General features: G+C 73.2%; 19 protein-coding genes. 5 read left to right on the top strand and 14 right to left on the bottom strand.

Features of this window, described 5'->3' with window-relative positions; translation table 11 throughout:
* Nucleotides 1-48 precede the first annotated feature (48 nt).
* On the bottom strand, nucleotides 49-2,568 hold the full coding sequence (locus ACFXMG_RS37360) for an ATP-dependent Clp protease ATP-binding subunit (protein ID WP_360318299.1): 2,520 nt from the start codon (nucleotides 2,566-2,568) through the stop codon (nucleotides 49-51).
* A 473-nt stretch (nucleotides 2,569-3,041) separates the two neighbouring features.
* Here ACFXMG_RS37360 and ACFXMG_RS37355 point away from each other — a divergent pair, with 473 nt between their 5' ends.
* Entirely contained in the window at nucleotides 3,042-3,635 is a 594-nt protein-coding gene (locus tag ACFXMG_RS37355) for an SCO3374 family protein (RefSeq protein WP_383827831.1), read from the top strand.
* On the opposite strand, the gene ACFXMG_RS37350 is transcribed toward ACFXMG_RS37355, so the two are convergent.
* The 10 genes from ACFXMG_RS37350 to ACFXMG_RS37305 all read right to left on the bottom strand — a co-directional run bounded on the left by ACFXMG_RS37350 (nucleotide 3,614) and on the right by ACFXMG_RS37305 (nucleotide 11,656).
* A complete protein-coding gene (locus ACFXMG_RS37350; protein WP_383827829.1) occupies nucleotides 3,614-3,949 on the bottom strand; it encodes an Lsr2 family protein in 336 nt (111 codons plus the stop codon). The genes ACFXMG_RS37355 and ACFXMG_RS37350 overlap by 22 nt on opposite strands.
* Before the next feature lie 153 nt (nucleotides 3,950-4,102).
* Nucleotides 4,103-4,612, bottom strand: coding sequence for an amino-acid N-acetyltransferase (locus ACFXMG_RS37345; RefSeq protein WP_383827828.1), 510 nt, complete (start codon nucleotides 4,610-4,612; stop codon nucleotides 4,103-4,105).
* A 15-nt stretch (nucleotides 4,613-4,627) separates the two neighbouring features.
* Nucleotides 4,628-5,041: a BlaI/MecI/CopY family transcriptional regulator gene (locus ACFXMG_RS37340; protein WP_383827826.1), complete on the bottom strand. Its 414-nt coding sequence runs from the start codon at nucleotides 5,039-5,041 to the stop codon at nucleotides 4,628-4,630.
* Between the two features lie 171 nt (nucleotides 5,042-5,212).
* On the bottom strand, nucleotides 5,213-5,389 hold the full coding sequence (locus ACFXMG_RS37335) for a hypothetical protein (protein ID WP_383827824.1): 177 nt from the start codon (nucleotides 5,387-5,389) through the stop codon (nucleotides 5,213-5,215).
* A 14-nt stretch (nucleotides 5,390-5,403) separates the two neighbouring features.
* Nucleotides 5,404-5,979: a hypothetical protein gene (locus ACFXMG_RS37330; RefSeq protein ID WP_383827835.1), complete on the bottom strand. Its 576-nt coding sequence runs from the start codon at nucleotides 5,977-5,979 to the stop codon at nucleotides 5,404-5,406.
* A gap of 128 nt (nucleotides 5,980-6,107) precedes the next feature.
* Complete coding sequence (locus ACFXMG_RS37325) at nucleotides 6,108-6,914, bottom strand: type III pantothenate kinase (RefSeq protein WP_189849191.1); 807 nt, start codon at nucleotides 6,912-6,914, stop codon at nucleotides 6,108-6,110.
* Nucleotides 6,914-7,930: a carboxylating nicotinate-nucleotide diphosphorylase gene (gene nadC, locus ACFXMG_RS37320; protein ID WP_383827821.1), complete on the bottom strand. Its 1,017-nt coding sequence runs from the start codon at nucleotides 7,928-7,930 to the stop codon at nucleotides 6,914-6,916. Before nadC ends, ACFXMG_RS37325 begins: the two co-directional genes overlap by 1 nt.
* On the bottom strand, nucleotides 7,927-9,618 hold the full coding sequence (locus ACFXMG_RS37315) for an L-aspartate oxidase (RefSeq protein WP_383827819.1): 1,692 nt from the start codon (nucleotides 9,616-9,618) through the stop codon (nucleotides 7,927-7,929). The genes nadC and ACFXMG_RS37315 overlap by 4 nt, the downstream gene beginning before the upstream one ends.
* Nucleotides 9,615-10,685, bottom strand: coding sequence for a pantoate--beta-alanine ligase (gene panC / locus ACFXMG_RS37310; RefSeq protein WP_383827817.1), 1,071 nt, complete (start codon nucleotides 10,683-10,685; stop codon nucleotides 9,615-9,617). The genes ACFXMG_RS37315 and panC overlap by 4 nt, the downstream gene beginning before the upstream one ends.
* Nucleotides 10,682-11,656 carry a Rossmann-like and DUF2520 domain-containing protein gene (locus tag ACFXMG_RS37305; protein WP_383827815.1) on the bottom strand — a complete coding sequence of 325 codons (975 nt, stop codon included), beginning with the start codon at nucleotides 11,654-11,656 and terminating at the stop codon, nucleotides 10,682-10,684. The genes panC and ACFXMG_RS37305 overlap by 4 nt, the downstream gene beginning before the upstream one ends.
* A gap of 137 nt (nucleotides 11,657-11,793) precedes the next feature.
* Between ACFXMG_RS37305 and ACFXMG_RS37300 the strand changes: the two genes are divergently transcribed.
* Nucleotides 11,794-13,125 (top strand): threonine aldolase family protein, encoded by a 1,332-nt coding sequence (locus tag ACFXMG_RS37300; RefSeq protein WP_383827813.1) that lies wholly within the window; start codon nucleotides 11,794-11,796, stop codon nucleotides 13,123-13,125.
* Between the two features lie 18 nt (nucleotides 13,126-13,143).
* Here ACFXMG_RS37300 and ACFXMG_RS37295 read toward each other — a convergent pair whose 3' ends face one another.
* A complete protein-coding gene (locus tag ACFXMG_RS37295; RefSeq protein ID WP_383827811.1) occupies nucleotides 13,144-13,314 on the bottom strand; it encodes a hypothetical protein in 171 nt (56 codons plus the stop codon).
* A gap of 100 nt (nucleotides 13,315-13,414) precedes the next feature.
* Between ACFXMG_RS37295 and ACFXMG_RS37290 the strand changes: the two genes are divergently transcribed.
* The gene (locus ACFXMG_RS37290) at nucleotides 13,415-14,506 is read left to right on the top strand and encodes a DUF5937 family protein (protein ID WP_383827809.1); all 1,092 of its coding nucleotides are present in this window, start codon (nucleotides 13,415-13,417) and stop codon (nucleotides 14,504-14,506) included.
* Nucleotides 14,507-14,526: 20 nt separating this feature from the next.
* On the opposite strand, the gene ACFXMG_RS37285 is transcribed toward ACFXMG_RS37290, so the two are convergent.
* Complete coding sequence (locus ACFXMG_RS37285) at nucleotides 14,527-15,204, bottom strand: response regulator (RefSeq protein ID WP_383827807.1); 678 nt, start codon at nucleotides 15,202-15,204, stop codon at nucleotides 14,527-14,529.
* A 37-nt stretch (nucleotides 15,205-15,241) separates the two neighbouring features.
* On the bottom strand, nucleotides 15,242-16,444 hold the full coding sequence (locus tag ACFXMG_RS37280; RefSeq protein ID WP_383827805.1) for a sensor histidine kinase: 1,203 nt from the start codon (nucleotides 16,442-16,444) through the stop codon (nucleotides 15,242-15,244).
* A 177-nt stretch (nucleotides 16,445-16,621) separates the two neighbouring features.
* Between ACFXMG_RS37280 and ACFXMG_RS37275 the strand changes: the two genes are divergently transcribed.
* Nucleotides 16,622-17,587, top strand: a complete 966-nt coding sequence (locus ACFXMG_RS37275; protein WP_383827833.1) for an SAM-dependent methyltransferase — start codon at nucleotides 16,622-16,624, stop codon at nucleotides 17,585-17,587.
* A 154-nt stretch (nucleotides 17,588-17,741) separates the two neighbouring features.
* On the top strand, nucleotides 17,742-18,884 hold the full coding sequence (locus ACFXMG_RS37270) for an NADH-quinone oxidoreductase subunit D (protein WP_383827803.1): 1,143 nt from the start codon (nucleotides 17,742-17,744) through the stop codon (nucleotides 18,882-18,884).
* Nucleotides 18,885-18,898 lie beyond the last annotated feature (14 nt).

Raw genomic sequence — 18,898 nt, 5'->3', positions numbered from 1 at the left:
CCCCGGAACCGATGGTTCCGGGGCCGCCCCTTTTCGTGCCTCTACCGCTTACGCGTCCTTCGACAGGTTCGGGCCCGTCTCGCCCGCCGCGACCGGCGGGGCGTCCGGCAGGGCCGCCTTCTCCTCGCCGCGGAAGGTGAACTTGCGCTCCTCGCCCTCGCCCTCCGTGTCCACGACCACGATGTGGCCGGGGCGGAGGTCGCCGAAGAGGATCTTCTCCGAGAGGGTGTCCTCGATCTCGCGCTGGATCGTCCGGCGCAGCGGGCGCGCGCCGAGAACCGGGTCGTAGCCCTTCTTCGCCAGCAGCTCCTTCGCGGACTGGGAGAGCTCGATGCCCATGTCCCGGTCCTTGAGGCGCTCGTCCACGCGGCCGATCATCAGGTCGACGATCTGGAGGATGTCGTCCTGGGTCAGCTGCGGGAAGACGATGACGTCGTCCACACGGTTGAGGAACTCGGGGCGGAAGTGCTGCTTCAGCTCCTCGCTGACCTTCGCCTTCATCCGCTCGTAGTTGGACTTCGTGTCGCCCTGGGCGGCGAAGCCCAGGTTGAAGCCCTTCGAGATGTCCCTGGTCCCGAGGTTGGTCGTCATGATGATGACCGTGTTCTTGAAGTCCACGACCCGGCCCTGGGAGTCGGTCAGGCGACCGTCCTCCAGGATCTGGAGCAGGGAATTGAAGATATCGGGGTGGGCCTTCTCGACCTCGTCGAAGAGGACGACGGAGAACGGCTTGCGGCGCACCTTCTCGGTGAGCTGGCCGCCCTCTTCGTAGCCGACGTATCCGGGCGGCGAACCGAAGAGGCGGGAAACGGTGTGCTTCTCGCTGAACTCCGACATGTCGAGGGAGATCATCGCGTCCTCGTCGCCGAAGAGGAATTCGGCGAGCGCCTTCGAAAGCTCGGTCTTACCGACACCGGACGGACCGGCGAAGATGAACGAGCCGCCGGGACGCTTCGGGTCCTTCAGACCGGCACGCGTACGACGGATCGCACGCGAGAGGCCGATGACGGCGTCCTTCTGGCCGATGACGCGCTTGTGGAGCTCGTCCTCCATGCGGAGCAGACGCGAGGACTCCTCCTCGGTCAGCTTGAAGACCGGGATGCCGGTGGCGGTCGCGAGGACCTCGGCGATCAGCTCGCCGTCGACCTCGGCGACGACGTCCATGTCGCCGGCCTTCCACTCCTTCTCCCGCTTGGCCTTCGCGGCGAGGAGCTGCTTCTCCTTGTCGCGCAGGGACGCGGCCTTCTCGAAGTCCTGCGAGTCGATCGCGGACTCCTTGTCGCGGCGGACGCCGGCGATCTTCTCGTCGAACTCGCGGAGGTCCGGCGGCGCGGTCATCCGGCGGATGCGCATCCGGGAGCCGGCCTCGTCGATCAGGTCGATCGCCTTGTCCGGGAGGAAGCGGTCCGAGATGTACCGGTCGGCCAGCGTCGCGGCCTGGACGAGGGCCTCGTCGGTGATGGAGACGCGGTGGTGGGCCTCGTACCGGTCGCGCAGACCCTTGAGGATCTCGATGGTGTGCGGCAGCGACGGCTCGGCGACCTGGATGGGCTGGAAGCGGCGCTCCAGCGCGGCGTCCTTCTCCAGGTACTTGCGGTACTCGTCGAGCGTGGTGGCACCGATGGTCTGGAGCTCACCGCGGGCCAGCATCGGCTTGAGGATGCTGGCGGCGTCGATCGCGCCCTCGGCGGCGCCCGCACCCACGAGGGTGTGGAGCTCGTCGATGAACAGGATGATGTCGCCGCGGGTGCGGATCTCCTTGAGGACCTTCTTCAGGCGCTCCTCGAAGTCACCGCGGTAGCGGGAGCCGGCGACCAGCGCGCCGAGGTCCAGGGTGTAGAGGTGCTTGTCCTTGAGGGTCTCGGGCACCTCGCCCTTGACGATGGCCTGCGCCAGTCCCTCGACGACGGCGGTCTTGCCGACGCCGGGCTCGCCGATGAGGACCGGGTTGTTCTTGGTGCGGCGGGACAGCACCTGCATGACCCGCTCGATCTCCTTCTCGCGCCCGATGACCGGGTCGAGCTTGGATTCGCGGGCCGCCTGGGTGAGGTTGCGGCCGAACTGGTCGAGGACCAGGGACGTCGAGGGGGTGCCCTCGGCAGGGCCGCCCGCGGTGGCGGCTTCCTTGCCCTGGTAACCGGAGAGCAGCTGGATGACCTGCTGCCGCACCCGGTTGAGATCGGCGCCCAGCTTCACGAGGACCTGGGCGGCGACGCCCTCGCCCTCGCGGATCAGGCCGAGCAGGATGTGCTCGGTGCCGATGTAGTTGTGGCCGAGCTGGAGGGCCTCGCGGAGCGAGAGCTCCAGGACCTTCTTGGCACGAGGGGTGAAGGGGATGTGACCGGACGGGGCCTGCTGGCCCTGGCCGATGATCTCCTCCACCTGCTGGCGGACCGCCTCGAGCGAAATCCCGAGGCTCTCCAGGGCCTTAGCGGCGACACCCTCACCCTCGTGGATAAGGCCCAGAAGGATGTGCTCGGTGCCGATGTAGTTGTGGTTGAGCATCCGGGCTTCTTCCTGAGCCAGGACGACAACCCGCCGCGCGCGGTCGGTGAACCTCTCGAACATCGTTAATCGCTCCTCAGAGCGGTCAGTCAGTTAGGGGTCGATCCCCTCCCTGTCCTTCCGCAGCTTAGTCCCGCAAGCGGGGACCGCTCATTCCAACTGCCGACATCCGTCCGGATCACCCCCTTGTCCGTGGGGTGTCCCGCTGCCGAACAGCCGACAAATGCTCCAACTCGATGGTGCGAGACGATGTTCCCGCAGGCCAAGTAGTTACCCCCGCCTTGAGTACGCCGATGGCGAACGTGAGACGGCCCGGCCGTACGGGTCACCCCTCTCCACTAGGAATGTCTTACCCGTAGGGTCCGACACTCCATGCGGCACACCCGGGGTCCCTCCGCTACCAGCGAACAGAGTGGCGCCGTCGAATGCGCTCGTACGCCCCATTACCGGACACCTCGGGTCCCCGGACCGGAACGTTACGTCACCGGTGGCGCCCGGGGCCGTAACCAACCCGGCCCCCCGGGAGTTCCCCCGGCATGGCCTTCACCGTCCCGTTTCCCCGCTCGCCGCTCGACGGCGGACGGGCGCTCGCGCTCTGGTACGAGCGGGAGCTCGGGTGGGCGACGGTGCCGGGCCCGCCGGTGCAGCTGGTGACGGGGCTCCGCTTCGACGTGCTGGAACTGCCCGCCGCGGCCGGCCGGGGGGTGCTGCGCCGGGTCGGTGCGGCGACCGGTCCTGTGGCGCTGCTGGGGCGCCGGATGCGGCTCCTGGTGGCCGCGGGGAGCGCGGAGGAGCTGCCGGGACTGCTGGAGTGGCTGGAGTGGGGCGGGATCTCACTGGATCTCGTGGCGCTGGGCGCCGACGGCCGGATGACCGCTCCCCCGCCTCCGGGGCGGGGCGGATCCGGCGCGCCGGGTGCCGTGTGGCTGCGGGCCCCCGAGCCGGGGCGCGAGGTGGAGTCCTCGCTGCCGGCTCCGCGGTCCGGGCCGTGGGGCCGTGCGGAGGCCCCGTGTCTGACGCGCCTGGTGGCCGCGGCCGCGGTGGAGTGCCACCGGCTGCGGCTGCTGAGCGCCCGGGCCGGACGGCCGGTGGCTCAGCGGGGGACGCCTCAGCGGTTCGCGTCCTCGTAGGCCGCCTTGACGTGGGCGGGGACGCGGCCGCGGTCGTTGACCTCCATGCCGTTCTCCTTGGCCCAGGCGCGGATCTTCGCCGTGTCCTGGCTGCCGGAGGCGGCCACGCGGCCCTTGCCGCGGCCCGCGGTGGTGCGGCCGCCGGTGCGGCGCCCGCTCGTGGTGTACGGCTCGAGCAGGCCACGGAGCTTGTCCGCGTTGGCGGTGGTGAGGTCGATCTCGTAGGTCTTGCCGTCCAGCGCGAACGTCACCGTCTCGTCCGCCTCGACGCCGTCGAGGTCGTCGACAAGAAGGACCTGAACCTTCTGTGCCACCGGATTTCCTTTCATCGAAAATGCAGTACGCGGAAAGGAAACCGCTTTTCCCGGAAAAACACAAACCCCTGGGAGAGGTTCAGATCCCCGGCAACGCGGGAAACATGCGCGATTCGGACATAGGGTTCCACCGGGGTTCCGTCGGGGATACGGTCACAGGTGCAGAAGCATCCGGCTGTTGCCCAAGGTGTTCGGCTTCACTCGTTCGAGACCGAGGAACTCGGCGACACCCTCGTCATAGGAACGGAGGAGCTCGCTGTAGACATCTCCGTCGACCGGGGTCTCACCGATCTCGACGAAGCCGTGCTTCGCGAAGAAGTCCACTTCGAAGGTGAGACAGAAAACCCGGCGGACACCCAGCCAGCGTGCGGTGTCCAACAACTTGCCGAGCAGCTGATGTCCGACGCCGGCGCCCTTGAACTCGGGATCGACGGCGAGCGTACGGACTTCCGCGAGGTCTTCCCACATGACGTGCAGGGCGCCGACTCCGACGACCTCCGCGTCCGCGTCGCGTTCCGCGACCCAGAACTCCTGGATGTCCTCGTAAAGCGTCACCGTCGCCTTGTCGAGCAGGATGCCGCGGCGCGCGTAGGGGTCGAGCAGACGTCGCACCGCGGCGACGTCGGAAGTGCGGGCACGGCGGACGGTGACGGCTTTCGACATGGGGGGACGGTACCGCTAGGAGGCCGCCGGTTCCCCGCCGCCCTCCTCCGGCGCGGTGGGGATCGGGTTGTCGGGCTGGACGATCCGGATGGCGTCGCCGAGGGACTCGCGCTGTTCCGGGGACATCATCCCGAAGAAGGCGACCAGGGCGGCCGCGGGGTTGTCGCTCTGCGCCCATGCGTCGTTCATCAGTGCGGCCGAGTAGGCGGCTCGGGTGGAGACCGCGGTATATCGATAGGCGCGGCCTTCGACTTCCCGGCGCACCCAGCCCTTCTGATGGAGATTGTCCAGGACGGTCATGACGGTGGTGTAGGCGATGGAGCGTTCCTGCTGGAGGTCTTCCAGGACTTCCCGGACGGTCACCGGGCGGTTCCATTGCCAGATGCGCGTCATGACGGCGTCTTCGAGTTCTCCCAAGGGGCGCGGCACAGGCTCACCCTAGTGGGAGATACCGGAAATAAGGGCTATTGATCCCTGAAGCGCGTCCAGAGCGAGACAGGCGCGTCCAGAGCGTGACAAAAGGGGCGCACGACCGTAGATGGTCGTACGCCCCTCAGGGTCTCGCGGGTCCTACGAGCGCGGGTTCTACGAGCGCGGGTTCTACGAGCCGGAGCCGTCCGCCTGGCGGGCGGCCTCCGCGCGCGCGAGCGCGGCGTCGACGACCGCGTCCTCCTTGGCCTTGTTCGGGCCGCCCTGGGTCTTCACGATCACGACGATGAGGGCGATGAAGAACGCAGCCATCACGACGGGGGGCAAAAGCGCGGATACGTAGTCCATGGCGACCAGGGTAGCTAGCCCGCGGCCCGTTCCTCGGGCGGGGGCGGGGGTACCGGGCGGCGGCGTGGCGGGAAGACCTCGGAGGGCTTGGGCACCGGGCGCTCGGCGGGGGCGGGCGAGGGCGGCTTCGGCCGGGGCTCGTCGGCCGCGCGGCCGCCGGGCAGGGCGAGCAGCCGGGCCCGGGAGGCGGCGGCGGGGGTGCTCGCGGTGGCCTGGGAGACCCGCGCGAGGCGGGCCCGCACGGAGCGCTCGGCGAGGACCTGGCAGCGGTCGAGCAGCCGGGCGGCCGCGGGGTTGCCGCGCAGGGCGCGCAGGGCGGCGAGGTCGTCGGCCCCGGGGTCGTACCCGCCGGCCAGGGCGTCCTCCAGGAGGTCCAGGTAGCCGGTGAGCGAGCCGGGGAGGGTCTCGCGGTAGCGGACCAGGTCGGCGAGGAGGAAGGCGCGCAGCCGGCCCGCCTCGTGCACGGCCTCGTCCACGGAATCGGCCAGGCGGAGGGCGTCGCGGACGTCCTCGTCCGGGAGGGGGGCGGGATGGAGGGCGTTGGCGAGGGCGCGTCGGAGCACACGCAGCTCGTCCGCGCTGAACGCCATGCCGCCGCGGGATCCGTATGGCGTGGGCATGGGCCGACGATACGCGCTAATCGGACAAATTTCGCTTAGCGATCATCCGGCGCGTCGGCCCACGGACACCCCCTCACCTGCGGATTCCCCGCCCGCCGTCACATCCGGGAGACGTTCCGCTCGTAGACCAGGCGCAGACCGATCAGCGTCAGCCAGGGCTCGTGCCGGTCGATCTCCGCCGAGTCCCGCAGGACCATCGGAGCGAGGCCGCCGGTGGCGATCACGGTGACGTCCGAGGGGTCGCCCTTCGGGCCGACCAGCTCGCGCTTCATCCGGGCGACGACGCCGTCGACCTGGCCCGCGTAGCCGAAGACGATGCCGGACTGCATGGCCTCGACCGTGTTCTTCCCGATCACGCCGCGCGGCCGGACCAGCTCGATCTTGCGGAGCATCGCGCCCTTCACGCCGAGCGCCTCGACCGAGATCTCGATGCCGGGGGCGATCGCGCCGCCCGCGTACTCCCCGCGCGCGGTGACCGCGTCGTACGTGGTCGCCGTGCCGAAGTCGACCACGATGGCCGGGCCGCCGTAGAGCTCGACCGCCGCGACCGCGTTGATGATGCGGTCGGCGCCGACCTCCTTCGGGTTGTCGGTGAGGATCGGCACGCCCGTCTTCACGCCGGGCTCCACGAGGACCGCCGGCACGTCCCCGTAGTAGCGGCGGGTCACCTCGCGCAGCTCGTGCAGCACCGAGGGGACGGTCGCGCAGATCGCGATCCCCTCGATGCCGTCGCTCAGCTCGGCGCCGAGCAGCGGGTGCATGCCCATCAGGCCCTGGAGCAGGACCGCCATCTCGTCGGCGGTCCTGCTGGGATCCGTGGAGATCCGCCAGTGCTCGACGATCTCCTCGCCGTCGAAGAGCCCGAGGACCGTGTGCGTGTTGCCGACGTCGATGGTGAGCAGCATCAGCCGCCCACCTCGCGCAGGTCCAGGCCGATGTCGAGGATCGGGGAGGAGTGCGTGAGGCCGCCCACCGCCAGGTAGTCCACGCCGGTCGCCGCGTACGCCGCCGCGTTCTCCAGCGTGAGGCGGCCGGAGGACTCCAGGACCGCGCGGCCGGCGACCAGGGCCACCGCCTCGCCGGTCTCGTCCGGGGTGAAGTTGTCCAGCAGGATCAGGTCGGCGCCCGCGGCCAGGACCTCGCGGACCTGGTGCATGGTGTCGACCTCGACCTCGATCGGCACCTCGGGGAACGCCTCCCGAACGGCCTTGAACGCCTCGGCGACGCCACCGGCCGCCACCACGTGGTTGTCCTTCACCAGGGCCGCGTCCGACAGCGACATCCGGTGGTTGACGCCGCCGCCGCAGCGGACCGCGTACTTCTCCAGGGCGCGCAGGCCCGCCGTCGTCTTGCGGGTGTCGCGGACCTTGGCCTTCGTGCCCTCCAGGGCGTCCGCCCACGCGCGCGTGGCGGTGGCGATGCCGGAGAGGCGGCACAGGAGGTTCAGCGCGCTGCGCTCGCCGGTGAGCAGGTCGCGGGTGCGGGCGGTGACGCTGAGCAGCAGGTCGCCGGGCTCGACGCGCTCGCCGTCCTCGCGGTGCCGCTCGACCTCGAACTCCTCGGTGCAGACGATCGACAGGACCGCCTCCGCCACCCGCAGACCGGCGACCACGCCGGCCTCCCGGGCCACGAAGTCGGCGGTCGCGACAGCGTCCTCGGGGACGGTCGCCACGGTCGTCACGTCCACGCCGCCGTCGAGGTCCTCGGCGATCGCCAGGTGGGCGATGTCCTCGACCTGTACGGGGTCGAGGCCGGCGTCGGCGAGCAGCTGGGCGAGCGCGGGGTCGAGCCCGCACTCGTACTCCTCCTCGCCGCCGCCGCAGCCGCAGCCGTCGCCGCAGCCGCCGGACTCCTCGTACGAGCTGATCTGGATGAGAGGGACGTCCACGGGCTCGGGACGGGCTTCCTCGGGCGTGCTCACGGCTGCGGCTCCCTGGGGGCTTCGGGGGTTACGGGCGGAAAGTCCGCGGTCTCGGTGGTGCGCACCACCGGCCGGCGGTCGGGCGTGAGGCGGACGACCAGGTGGCGGCGCCACCGCTCGTCGTCCCGGTCGGGGCGGTCCTCACGCCAGTGGCAGCCCCGGGTCTCCTCGCGGGCCAGGGCGGCCGCGGCCAGGACCCGGGCCACGCACAGCAGGTTGGTGGTCTCCCAGGAGTCGACGCCCGGCTCGGCGGCCTTGCGCTCCTCCTCGGCGTCCTGGCGGAGCGCTTCGAGGGCGTCGGCGGCGGCCGTCAGGCTGGAGGCGGAGCGCAGCACGCCCGCGTCCCGGGTCATGATCCGCTGGATCTCCCGGCGGACCTCGGGTGCGAGCAGGGTCAGCACCCTCGGCTCGGCCTCCGCCAGCCGCACGCCCTCGCGGTGCGGGCCGTGCTCCGCGATGTCGGCGGCGATCCGCTCGGCGAAGACCAGGCCCTCCAGGAGCGAGTTCGAGGCGAGCCGGTTGGCGCCGTGCACGCCGGTGCAGGCGACCTCCCCGCACGCGTACAGGCCGGGGACGGTGGTGCGGCCGCGCAGGTCGGTGCGGATGCCGCCGGAGGCGTAGTGGGCGGCCGGGGCGACCGGGATGGGGTCGGTGACCGGGTCGATGCCGTGCGCCCGGCAGGCGGCGAGGATCGTCGGGAAGCGGTGCTCCCACATCGCGGCGCCGAAGTGCCGGGCGTCCAGGTACATGTGCTCGGCGCCCTGCTCCTGCATGCGGCGGGTGATCGCCTTGGCGACGATGTCCCGGGGCGCCAGCTCGGCCAGCTCGTGCTGCCCGAGCATGAAGCGGACGCCGTCCACGTCCACCAGGTGGGCGCCCTCGCCGCGTACCGCCTCGGAGACCAGCGGCTGCTGGCCCTCGGCGCCCGCGCCGAGGAAGAGCACCGTCGGGTGGAACTGCACGAACTCCAGGTCGGAGACCTCGGCGCCGGCGCGCAGGGCGAGGGCGACGCCGTCGCCGGTGGAGACGGACGGGTTGGTGGTGGCCGAGTAGACCTGGCCCATGCCGCCGGTGGCGAGGACCACGGCGGGGGCGCGGACGGCGCCGACGCCGTCGTGCTGGCCCTCGCCCATGACGTGCAGGGTGACGCCGGCCGTGCGGCCCTCGTCGTCCTTGAGGAGGTCGAGGACGAGCGCGTTCTCGATCGTGCGGACTCCCCGCTCGCGGATGGCCTCGACCAGGGCGCGGGAGATCTCCGCGCCGGTCGCGTCGCCGCCCGCGTGGGCGATCCGGCGGCGGTGGTGGCCGCCCTCGCGGGTGAGGGCGATCTCGCCGTCGTCGTCGCGGTCGAAGTCGGCGCCGGTGGCCATCAGGCGGCGGACGGCGTCCGGGCCCTCGGTGACGAGGAGGCGGACGGCCGGCTCGTCGCAGAGCCCGGCACCGGCGACGAGGGTGTCGTCGAGGTGCTGGCCGGGGGTGTCGCCCTCGCCGAGCGCGGCGGCGATGCCGCCCTGGGCCCAGCGGGTGGAGCCGTCGTCGAGGCTGGCCTTGGTGACGACGACCGTACGGAGCCCGGCGGCGGTGCAGCGCAGGGCGGCGGTCAGTCCGGCGACTCCGGAGCCGACCACGACGACGTCGGCGTCGATGGCCCAGCCGGGCTCGGGGGCGTGCAGCCGTATTCCGGTCACGAGGCGGCTCCCTGGGTGGCTCCGAAGGTCAGCGGGATGTTGTCGATGAGCCGGGTGGCGCCCACGCGCGCGGCGAGCGCGAGGATCGCCTCGCCCCGGTGGGCGTCCTCGACCTCGGTGAAGTCGGCCGGGTCGATCAGGGCCAGGTAGTCGAGGACGAGCGGCGGCTCGGCCTTGGCGGCCTCGTCCAGGACGGTCCGCGCCGCCGCCCGGACGGCCTCGGCGCCGCCGCCGTCGGCGGCCTGCGCGACCGCGTGTGCGTCGGCGGCGGCCCGGGCCTCGCCGATCCGGGACAGCGCCTCGGCGCGGTTCTCGGCCCGCCCCTGGGCTCCGGGCAGGGAGACGGCACGCGCGTGCAGCGCCTCCTGCGCGGCGAGCCGGTCGCGGGCGGCGAACAGGGCCCGGGACAGGGCGAGCGCGGTGCGCCGCTCGGGGGCCGACAGGTAGCGGTTGCGGCTCGACAGGGCGAGGCCGTCGGTCTCGCGGACGGTCGGGACGCCGACGATCTCGACCGGGAAGTTCAGGTCCCGCGCCATGCGGCGGATGACGGCCAGCTGCTGGGCGTCCTTCTGGCCGAAAAAGGCCAGGTCGGGCCCGGTGAGGTGGAGCAGCTTGGCGACGACGGTGAGGACGCCGTCGAAGTGCCCGGGCCGGGAGGCGCCCTCCAGGAGCTCGCCCATGGGGCCCGCGGTGATCCGGACCTGGGGCTGCCCGCCGGGGTAGACCTCGTCGACGGAGGGTGCGAAGACGGCACTGGCACCGGCGGCGAAGGCCAGTTCCAGGTCGGCGTCGAGGGTGCGCGGGTAGCGGTCGAGGTCCTCGCCCGCGCCGAACTGGAGCGGGTTGACGAAGACGGTGACGACGACGAAGCCGTCCGTGCCGACCCGCTCGCGGGCGGCGCGGATCAGGGTGGCGTGGCCCTCGTGGAGGGCGCCCATGGTCATGACGACGGCGTTGCGCCCCGGCTCGCCGCCGAAGCCGGCACGCGCGCGTGCCAGCTCCGCGACCGTGGAGACCAGCTCCGCGGGCGCGTGGCGCCCGGGGCTCTTCCGGTCGGTCAGGCTCATCGGTCGTCTCCTCGCGGCCCGTCGGCGGGGCCGGTCGTGTCTGCGGGGCCGGTCGTCTCGGCGGGGTCGGCGGCCAGGACACCCAGCAGGTCCTGGGCCAGCTCGGGCTTGAGCAGGCCGTGCGCGAGCGCCCGGTCGGCGGTCGTACGGGCCATCGCCAGGTAGCCGGCGACGGTGCCGGGTGCGTGCTTGCGGAGCTCGGCGACATGGGCGGCGACCGTGCCGGCGTCGCCGCGCGCGACGGGGCCGGTCAGGGCCGCGTCGCCGGACCGCAGGGCGTTGTCCAAGGCGGCGCCCAGGAGGGGGCCGAGCATCCGGTCGGGGGCGGCGACGCCGGCCGTGCGGAGCAGCTCCATCGACTGGGCCACCAGGGTGACCAGGTGGTTCGCGCCGAGGGCGAGGGCCGCGTGGTAGAGCGGCCGGGCCTCCTCGGCGATCCACTCGGGCTCCCCGCCCATCTCGATGACGAGCGCCTCGGCGGCGAGCCGCAGCTCCTCGGGCGCGGTCACCCCGAAGGAGCAGCCGGCCAGCCGCTGCACGTCGACGGCGGTGCCGGTGAAGGTCATCGCCGGGTGCAGGGCCAGCGGGAGCGCGCCCGCGCGGCGGGCCGGGTCCAGGACGCGGGCGCCGTACCGCCCGGAGGTGTGGACGATCAGCTGTCCGGGCCGGACGGCGCCGGTCCCGGCGAGTCCTTCGACGAGGCCCGGCAGGGCGTCGTCGGGGACGGTGAGCAGGACCAGGTCGGCGAGCGCGAGCACGCGCGCGGGCTCCACCACGGGCACGTCCGGCAGCAGGTCCGCGGCGCGGCGGCGGGAGGCGTCGGAGACCGCGGAGACGGCGACGGGGCGGTGTCCCGCGAGCTGGAGGGAGGCGGCGAGGGCGGGGCCGACGCGGCCCGCGCCGACGACTCCGACGGTGAGCCGGGCGGGTCGGTCCTCGGCCCTGGGCTCTGGCGCTGCTGGTGCGTTCACGGTGGGTACGGCCTTCCGTTCCAGTCCTCGGCGGGTACCGGACGATTTCTGGTCATGCTACGCCAGCGTTTCGTCCCTCCCCCTGGCTGTCCACAGGCCACAGGCGGTGGTGCGGGTGACGGTGTGATGATCTGTCCATGGATGTGGATGAACTGCCACCGGAGACGCCCGGTGAGGTGACTGGCGAGCCGACCGGTGGGGTGACCGGCGGGGTGACCGGCGAGGGTGCCGGGACGACGATCGGCGAGGCTCCGGCGGCGGCGCCGGACGAGGGTGCAGCGCGGCGGTACCGGGCCCAGGTGTGGGGCGGGGCCGCCCGCTCGCTCTGGCGCCCGTCCGTGGAGGGCACGGTCGGCGGCCGGCTGCGCGCGCTCGCCGACTGGGCGGACGCCGCGGGCCTCGCGGACGCGGCGCTCGACGTGTACGGCGACGGTCTGGTGGAGGTCCTGGAGGAGCGGATCGCCGCGGAGCTGGGCATGCCCGCCGCCGTCTTCTTCCCCACCGGGACCATGGCCCAGCAGGTGGCGCTGCGCTGCTGGGCGGGGCGCACCGGCAGTCCGGTCGTCGCGCTCCACCCGCTCGCCCACCCCGAGGTCCACGAGGAGGGCGCGCTCGGGGCCGTGTCGGGGCTGCGGACGGTGCACCCGACGGACGCGCCCCGGCTGCCGACCGCCGAGGAGGTACGGGACCACCCGGAGCCCTTCGGGACGCTGATGCTGGAGCTGCCGCTGCGGGACGCGGGCTTCGTACTGCCGTCCTGGGAAGAGCTGACCGCGACGGTCGAGGCGGCCAGGGAGCGGGACGCGGTGGTCCACTTCGACGGGGCCCGGCTGTGGGAGACCACGGCCCACTTCGGCCGCCCGCTCCCGGAGATCGCCGGGCTCGCGGACAGCGTGTACGTCTCGTTCTACAAGTCCCTCGACGGCATGTCCGGGGCCGCGCTCGCCGGGCCCGAGGAGCTGGTGGCGGAGGCCCGGGTCTGGCTGCACCGCTACGGAGGGCAGCTCTTCCAGCAGTACCCGGTCGCGCTCTCCGCGCTGCGCGGCCTGGACGCCGAGCTGCCCCGGCTGCCCTCGTACGTGGCGCACGCGCGCGTGGTGGCCGACGCACTGCGCGAGGCGCTCGCGGAGGCGGGCGGCGGGGCGGAAGGCGGCCCGGGAGGTGGGGCGGAAGGCCGGACGGGCGGTGGGGCAGGCGGTCCCGGCTGGTTCCGGGTGCATCCGGAGGTGCCGCACACCCACCAGTTCCAGGTGTGGCTCCCGTACGAGCCGGACGTCCTCACGGCGGCCGCGCTCGCCCAGACCGAGCGGACCGGGACCTGTCTCTTCCGCCGCTGGTCCGCCCCGGGCGCGGGCGGCCCGCCGGGCGTCGCGGTGACCGAGGTGACGGTGGCGGCCGCGGGCCTGGAGTGGACCGCCGAGGACGTCAGGACGGCCGTACGGGACTTCCTGGCGCTCGTCGCCCGCTGAGGCGCGCCACCAACCGGGTCAGGGCCGTACCGAGGCGGCCGGTGGCGGGGCGGCCGGCCACCACCCGCTCGAAGCGGCGGTGGTCGCGGAGCTCCCGCAGCACGGCCAGGTCGCGGGTGCGGGCGGCGCGGGCTCGCCGAGCCGCGCGGCCCGGTAGCTGTCGAAGAGGTGCTGTTGCAGCGCGTCCATGGCTTCACCCTGGGCCCGCGCCCGCCGCGCCCGCGCTCCGATTGACGGGCCTCGTCAATCGGAGCGACGGGCTCCCCGGGGCATCCCGCACCATGGGGGCGTGAGCGTGACCATCGACATCACCGGAGTGCCGCCCGAGCGGATCGTCTTCAGCCCCTCGCCGCTGGCCGAACTCGGCAACGCCGTGCACGTCCTCGCCGAGCCGGGCCACCATCCCGGCCACCACGCGTGGGCGACGGCGACCAGCGCCTCGCTCGAACCCGGCCTCGCCGACCGGCTCCTGGAAGCCGACTTCATGTGGCGGTCGACCCGCTCGGACTTCCTGCTGCCCGCGCGGCCCCGGGAGACCCTGGCCGAGGAGCTCGACGACCTCGACCGCATGGACGACGAGAAGTTCGTCGGCGCCGCCCTGGAGATCTCGTGCAGCCCGCTCTACGCCCGGGGCTGCATACCCTCCCCGCTGGTCGACGAGCGGTCCGCGCGGCGGGCCCTGGACCTGGCCGCCGCGCGCGGCCCGCGCCAGGCCGCGTTCGTCGAGCGGATGCTCGCCGCGCCCACCTCCACGCGCGCGTGGATCCGGCGTCTCATGGAGGACTGCGACGAGGCGTTCTTCGCCGACACCTGGCGGCGGCTCCGGGTGCAGCTCGCCGCCGACGCCCGCCACAAGACGGAGCTGATGCGCCACAAGGGTCTGGCCGAGGCCCTCGCGGACGCCTCCCGGGCGCTGAGCCTGGAGGAGGACCGGGACGGCACCCGGATCGTCGTCGACAAGCTGATGGAGGCCCGCGCGGACGCCCGGGCCGGAGCCCTCACGCTGGTGCCGAGCGCCTTCGGCCGGCCGCACCTCATCGCCCTGTACTCACCCGGCTGGCAGCCGGTGATCATGTACCCGGCGGCGAGCCGCGAGGTCGGCGGCCTGGAGTCCGTGGAGACCGTACGGCTCCGGCTGGAGGCGCTCGCCCACCCGGTGCGGATGCGCATGTGCCGGAGCCTGGCGCGCGGCCCGTACTCGACGAGCGAGCTGGCCGACGCGTACGGCATCACCGCCCCCGAGGTCTCGCGCCACCTCGCCGTCCTCCGCAAGGCGGGTCTGCTCACCACCCGCCGCCGGGGCCGCTACGTCCTCCACCAGCTCGACTTCTCCGTCGTCGCCCGCCTGGGCAGCGACTTCCTGGAGTCGGTGCTGCGCTGAGCCGGGGGCGGCCCGGCCGGTCAGCCCTTCGCGCCGCCGCCCGCGCGGACCAGGCCCGTCTCGTACGCGAGGACGACGACCTGGACGCGGTCGCGGAGGCCCAGCTTGGTGAGGATGCGGCCCACGTGGGTCTTGACCGTCGCCTCCGAGAGGACGAGACGGGCGGCGATCTCGCCGTTGGAGAGGCCCTGGGCGACCAGGAGCATGACCTCGCGCTCGCGCTCGGTCAGCTTCTCCACCTCGCGGTGCTCCGACTCCCGTCCGGAGGACGGGAGCATCGGGGAGAAGCGGTCGAGGAGGCGGCGGGTGGTCGACGGGGCGACGACGGCGTCACCGCTGTGCACCGAGCGGATCGCGCCCAGCAGCTCGCCCGGCGGCACGTCCTTCAGCATGAAGCCGCTCGCGCCCGCCTTCAGGCCGGAGAAGGCGTACTCGTCGAGGTCGAAGGTGGTCAGGATGAGCACCTTCGGGGCGTCGGGGACCGCGCAGATCCGGCGGGTCGCCTCCACCCCGTCGAGGCGCGGCATCCGGACGTCCATCAGGACCACGTCGACCTCGGTGGTCCGCAGCACCTCCAGGGCCTCCGCCCCGTCGCCCGCCTCCGCCACGACCTCCATGTCCGGCTGGGCGGCCAGCACCATGCGGAAACCGGTGCGGAGGAGCACCTGGTCGTCGACGAGCATCACGCGGATGGACATGCGGTTCCTTCGGTGAGTGGGGACGGAGCTCAGGCTCTCAGTGTGCGGGCTTGAGCGGCAGCAGGGCACTGATCCGGAAGCCCCCGCCCGGGCGCGGGCCCGCGTCCAGGGTGCCGCCCACCATGCCGACCCGCTCCCGCATGCCGATGAGACCGTGGCCGCGCCCGTCGGCGCCGCCGTCCTCGTACATCTCCTGGGGCGCCCCCCGGCCGTCGTCCTCGACGAGCAGGCCGAGGCCGTCGTCGAAGTAGACGAGCCGGACGCTGGCGCCGACGTCGGGGCCGCCGTGCTTGCGGGTGTTGGTGAGGGCTTCCTGGACGATCCGGTAGGCGGTCAGCCCGACGCCGGTGGGCAGCTCGCGCGGGGTGCCCTCGACGGTGAGGTCGACGGTGAGCCCCGCGCCCCTGACCTGCTCGACGAGCTCCTCGATCTGCTCCACGTCGGGCTGCGGCACGTACTCCCCCGCCTCCCGATGCTCGCCGGTGCGCAGGATGCCGAGCAGCCGGCGCATCTCGGCGAGCGCCTGCCGGCCGGTGGTGGAGATGGTCTCCAGGGCCTGCTTGGCGGTCTCCGGGGAGGAGTCCATGACGTACGCGGCGCCGTCGGCCTGCACCACCATCACGGACACGTTGTGCGCGACGACGTCGTGGAGCTCGCGGGCGATCCGGGCCCGCTCGGCGGCCACCGCGACCTTGGCCTGCGCCTCCCGCTCGCGCTCCAGCCGGGCGGCCTTCTCCTCCAGCTGGGCGAAGTAGGCGCGGCGGGTGCGCAGCGAGTCGCCGAGGACCCAGGCGAGGGCGAACGGCACGGCCATGATCACCGTGAAGAAGACCCGGCCGGGCACCGAGACCGTCTCCTCCAGGGGCCATCTCAGCTGGGAGAGCGGGGCCGCGCACAGTCCGCCGACCAGGGCGAGCCGGGAGGCCCACCGGGGGCCGTCGTGGGCGGCGACGGTGAAGATCACGACGAGCATGGCGAAATCCGCCATGTACGGCGCGATGCCGAGGACCAGCTGGACGACGCCGAGGGCGACGGCCAGGAGCAGCATCCGCTCCGGTGCCCGCCGCCGCAGGGCGACGACCAGGGAGAAGAGCACGGCGATCACTCCGTGGGCGGGGACCTGGCCGAGGGGCGGATACGTCGTCCCGATCCACAGCGCGGAGAACCCGAGGAGGACGACGGCCCAGAAGACGTCGACGCCCGTCGGGTGGCTGCGGAGGAAGTCGTAGAGACGCTGCACGTAACCCAGAGTAGGGAAAGGGCACGGGTGGGGGATCAACCGAGCGGTCGATCCTTGCGGCGGGACCCGTACACCCCGGGGTGGAGACTGGGGCGCGTGACGGATGACGTGACGGGCGAGACGGGCGGGACGGGCAGTACGGACGGGGCGGGGCGGCCTCCGGAGGACGGACGGGAGCTGGGGGGCCGGCGAGGCTGGCTGGGCTGGCGGGAGGCGACGGAGCGGGCGCTGTACGGCCCCGGGGGCTTCTTCCTGCGCCCCGAGGGCCCCGCGGGCCACTTCCGCACCTCGGTGCACGCCTCGCCGCTCTTCGCGGCGGCGGTGGCCCGGCTGCTGGCCGCGACGGCGGAGGAGCTGGGGACCGACGAGGTCGCCCTGGTGGACATGGGCGCGGGCCGGGGCGAGCTGACGGCCGGGGTGCTCGCGGCGGTCCCGGCGGGGCTGCGGGTGCGGGCGTACGCGGTGGAGCGGGCCGCCCGACCGGAGGGGCTCGACCCCCGGGTGGAGTGGACGGGCCGGCCGCCGGAGGGGGCGCGCGGTCTGCTGTTCGCGAACGAGTGGCTGGACAACGTGCCGGTGGACGTCGCCGAGGCGGACGAGGACGGGGCGGTCCGGTACGTGGAGGTCCGCGCCGACGGTACGGAGCGGCTGGGCGCCCCGGTCAGCGGGCCGGACGCGGAGTGGCTGGCCCGCTGGTGGCCGCTGTCCGGGCCGGGCGGGCGGGCGGAGATCGGCCGGCCCCGGGACGAGGCGTGGGCGGCGGCGGTCGGTTCGCTCGCGGCGGGTCTGGCGGTGGCCGTGGACTACGGGCACGTACGGGACTCCCGGCCGCCCTTCGGCACGCTGACCGGCTTCCGGGCGGGCCGCGAGGTCGCCCCGGTCCCGGACGGCACCGGGGACCTCACCTCCCACGTGGCCCTGGACGCCTGCGCGGCGGCGGTGCACGCGCGCGTGCCGGCGGAGGTGACGACCCAGCGGGAGGCGCTGCACAGGCTGGGGATCTCCGGCGGCCGGCCGCCGCTGGCCCTGGCGTCGACCGATCCGGCGGCGTACGTGCGGGCGCTGTCCGCCGCCGGGGAGGCGGCCGAGCTGACCGCGCGCGGTGGTCTGGGCGACTTCCTGTGGCTGAGCCAGCGGGTGTGAGGGGGCTTTCCGGGGGTCCGGCGGTCGCCGTGTCGTCCACAGGGGGCAGGGGTCTGGCGGGCGGTTCGTCCACAGGCGGGGGTCGGGCGGTGGGTTGTCCACAGGCTGGGGCCTGGCCCGTCGGAGGGGTGCGCGGCGGGGGATACTGTCCGGCATGACGGAGACCACGGTCGGCATCGGCGGCGCGGCGGAGAGCACCGACATGGTGCTGAACATCGGCCCGCAGCACCCCTCCACGCACGGCGTGCTCCGGCTGCGGCTCGTGCTCGACGGCGAGGTGATCCGGCACGCCGAGCCGGTCGTGGGCTACATGCACCGCGGCGCGGAGAAGCTCTTCGAGGCGCGTGACTACCGCCAGATCGTGATGCTGGCCAACCGCCACGACTGGCTCTCGGCCTTCTCCAACGAGCTCGGTGTGGTGATGGGCGTCGAGCGGATGCTCGGCATGGAGGTGCCGGAGCGGGCCGTCTGGCTGCGGACGCTGCTCGCGGAGCTGAACCGGGTCCTCAACCATCTGATGTTCCTGGGCTCCTACCCGCTGGAGCTGGGCGGGATCACGCCCGTCTTCCACGCCTTCCGGGAGCGCGAGGAGCTCCAGACGGTGATGGAGGAGGTCTCCGGCGGCCGGATGCACTACATGTTCAACCGGGTCGGCGGCCTCAAGGAGGACCTGCCGGCGGGCTGGCCCGGCAGGGCCCGGCAGGCGGTCGCGGACGTGCGGTCGCGGATGGACGTGTACGACCGGCTGGTCCTCGGCAACGAGATCTTCCGGGCCCGCACGCGCGGGGTGGGCGTCCTGAGCCCGCAGACCGTGCACGCCTTCGGGGTGTCCGGGCCGATCGCCCGCGCCTCCGGCGTCGACTTCGACCTGCGGCGCGACGAGCCGTACCTGGCCTACGGGGAGCTCCAGGACACCCTGCGGGTGGTGGTCCGCGAGGAGGGCGACTGCCTGGCCCGCTTCGAGTGCCTCCTGGAGCAGACGCACAACTCCCTGGAGCTGGCGAACGCCTGTCTGGACCGGCTGGCCGAGCTGCCGCAGGGGCCGGTCAACCAGCGGCTCCCGAAGGTGCTGAAGGCTCCGGAGGGGCACACGTACGCGTGGACCGAGAACCCGCTGGGGCTGAACGGCTACTACCTGGTGTCGAAGGGCGAGAAGACCCCGTACCGGCTGAAGCTGCGCTCGGCCTCGTACAACAACATCCAGGCGCTGGTGGAGCTGCTGCCGGGGGCGCTGGTCGCGGACATGGTCGCGATCCTGGGGTCGTTCTTCTTCGTCGTCGGCGACATCGACAAGTGACCGCGCGGGCCGGC

The sequence above is a fragment of the Streptomyces sp. NPDC059201 genome, from assembly GCF_042754585.1.
GTDB lineage: Bacteria > Actinomycetota > Actinomycetes > Streptomycetales > Streptomycetaceae > Streptomyces.
Note: the sequence above shows the minus strand (reverse complement) of the source record. Positions and strands in the feature narration are given on the sequence as shown.

Bases quoted from the DNA above. Each gene is read 5' to 3' on its own strand.
- ACFXMG_RS37360 (WP_360318299.1), bottom strand. From the start codon at position 2,568: ATGTTCGAGAGGTTCACCGACCGCGCGCGGCGGGTTGTCGTCCTGGCT.
- ACFXMG_RS37355 (WP_383827831.1), top strand. From the start codon at position 3,042: ATGGCCTTCACCGTCCCGTTTCCCCGCTCGCCGCTCGACGGCGGACGG.
- ACFXMG_RS37345 (WP_383827828.1), bottom strand. From the start codon at position 4,612: ATGTCGAAAGCCGTCACCGTCCGCCGTGCCCGCACTTCCGACGTCGCC.
- ACFXMG_RS37335 (WP_383827824.1), bottom strand. From the start codon at position 5,389: ATGGACTACGTATCCGCGCTTTTGCCCCCCGTCGTGATGGCTGCGTTC.
- ACFXMG_RS37330 (WP_383827835.1), bottom strand. From the start codon at position 5,979: ATGGCGTTCAGCGCGGACGAGCTGCGTGTGCTCCGACGCGCCCTCGCC.
- ACFXMG_RS37325 (WP_189849191.1), bottom strand. From the start codon at position 6,914: ATGCTGCTCACCATCGACGTCGGCAACACGCACACGGTCCTCGGGCTC.
- panC (WP_383827817.1), bottom strand. From the start codon at position 10,685: ATGAGCCTGACCGACCGGAAGAGCCCCGGGCGCCACGCGCCCGCGGAG.
- ACFXMG_RS37300 (WP_383827813.1), top strand. From the start codon at position 11,794: ATGGATGTGGATGAACTGCCACCGGAGACGCCCGGTGAGGTGACTGGC.
- ACFXMG_RS37295 (WP_383827811.1), bottom strand. From the start codon at position 13,314: ATGGACGCGCTGCAACAGCACCTCTTCGACAGCTACCGGGCCGCGCGG.
- ACFXMG_RS37285 (WP_383827807.1), bottom strand. From the start codon at position 15,204: ATGTCCATCCGCGTGATGCTCGTCGACGACCAGGTGCTCCTCCGCACC.
- ACFXMG_RS37270 (WP_383827803.1), top strand. From the start codon at position 17,742: ATGACGGAGACCACGGTCGGCATCGGCGGCGCGGCGGAGAGCACCGAC.